1 rRNA gene is annotated in these 1,965 nt (G+C 59.1%); it reads left to right on the top strand.

Features of this window, described 5'->3' with window-relative positions:
* Window positions 1-187: 187 nt before the first annotated feature.
* Window positions 188-1,668 (top strand): 16S ribosomal RNA (locus tag IG88_RS0137625).
* Window positions 1,669-1,965 lie beyond the last annotated feature (297 nt).

The following is a 1,965-nucleotide window of genomic DNA, read 5'->3' as shown; positions in this document are numbered from 1 at the left end:
AAGCGTCCGTTCCTTGAGAACTCAACAGCGTGCCAAAAGTCAACGCCAGATATGTTGATACCCCGACCTGATCGGTTCTTCGATCGGGTTGAGGTTCCTTTGAAACACACAGCGAGGACGCTGTGAACGGTCGGATCATTCCTCCGACTGTTCCGCTCTCGTGGTGTCACCCGATTACGGGTAAACATTCACGGAGAGTTTGATCCTGGCTCAGGACGAACGCTGGCGGCGTGCTTAACACATGCAAGTCGAACGATGAACCACCTTCGGGTGGGGATTAGTGGCGAACGGGTGAGTAACACGTGGGCAATCTGCCCTGCACTCTGGGACAAGCCCTGGAAACGGGGTCTAATACCGGATACTGACCTGCCGAGGCATCTTGGCGGGTCGAAAGCTCCGGCGGTGCAGGATGAGCCCGCGGCCTATCAGCTTGTTGGTGAGGTAATGGCTCACCAAGGCGACGACGGGTAGCCGGCCTGAGAGGGCGACCGGCCACACTGGGACTGAGACACGGCCCAGACTCCTACGGGAGGCAGCAGTGGGGAATATTGCACAATGGGCGCAAGCCTGATGCAGCGACGCCGCGTGAGGGATGACGGCCTTCGGGTTGTAAACCTCTTTCAGCAGGGAAGAAGCGAAAGTGACGGTACCTGCAGAAGAAGCGCCGGCTAACTACGTGCCAGCAGCCGCGGTAATACGTAGGGCGCAAGCGTTGTCCGGAATTATTGGGCGTAAAGAGCTCGTAGGCGGCTTGTCACGTCGGTTGTGAAAGCCCGGGGCTTAACCCCGGGTCTGCAGTCGATACGGGCAGGCTAGAGTTCGGTAGGGGAGATCGGAATTCCTGGTGTAGCGGTGAAATGCGCAGATATCAGGAGGAACACCGGTGGCGAAGGCGGATCTCTGGGCCGATACTGACGCTGAGGAGCGAAAGCGTGGGGAGCGAACAGGATTAGATACCCTGGTAGTCCACGCCGTAAACGGTGGGCACTAGGTGTGGGCAACATTCCACGTTGTCCGTGCCGCAGCTAACGCATTAAGTGCCCCGCCTGGGGAGTACGGCCGCAAGGCTAAAACTCAAAGGAATTGACGGGGGCCCGCACAAGCGGCGGAGCATGTGGCTTAATTCGACGCAACGCGAAGAACCTTACCAAGGCTTGACATACACCGGAAAGCATCAGAGATGGTGCCCCCCTTGTGGTCGGTGTACAGGTGGTGCATGGCTGTCGTCAGCTCGTGTCGTGAGATGTTGGGTTAAGTCCCGCAACGAGCGCAACCCTTGTCCCGTGTTGCCAGCAACTCTTCGGAGGTTGGGGACTCACGGGAGACCGCCGGGGTCAACTCGGAGGAAGGTGGGGACGACGTCAAGTCATCATGCCCCTTATGTCTTGGGCTGCACACGTGCTACAATGGCCGGTACAATGAGCTGCGATACCGCAAGGTGGAGCGAATCTCAAAAAGCCGGTCTCAGTTCGGATTGGGGTCTGCAACTCGACCCCATGAAGTCGGAGTCGCTAGTAATCGCAGATCAGCATTGCTGCGGTGAATACGTTCCCGGGCCTTGTACACACCGCCCGTCACGTCACGAAAGTCGGTAACACCCGAAGCCGGTGGCCCAACCCCTTGTGGGAGGGAGGCCGTACCGGAAGGTGCGGCTGGATCACCTCCTTTCTAAGGAGCACATGGCCGACTGCAGGCAAGTGTCCTGCACGGTTGCTCATGGGTGGAACGTTGATTATTCGGTCCTGACTCGGGCCGGTGGCTGCCAGTACTGCTCTTCGGAGCGTGGAACGCATGATCATCGGACGGGGCTTGGCCGGGCACGCTGTTGGGTGTCTGAGGGCGCGGCCGTGTGGCTGGGTCTTCGGTTGCCGGCCCCAGTGCACTCGGGAGGTTGTCCCGGGGTGATGGGTGGTTGGTCGTTGTTTGAGAACTGCACAGTGGACGCGAGCATCTGTGGCCAAGTTT

This window comes from Streptomyces sp. NRRL F-5650 (genome assembly GCF_000721365.1).
GTDB classification, from domain to species: Bacteria; Actinomycetota; Actinomycetes; order Streptomycetales; family Streptomycetaceae; genus Streptomyces; species Streptomyces ardesiacus.
The sequence above is the reverse complement of the archived record's forward strand: the minus strand, read 5'-3'. Positions and strand labels throughout refer to the sequence as shown.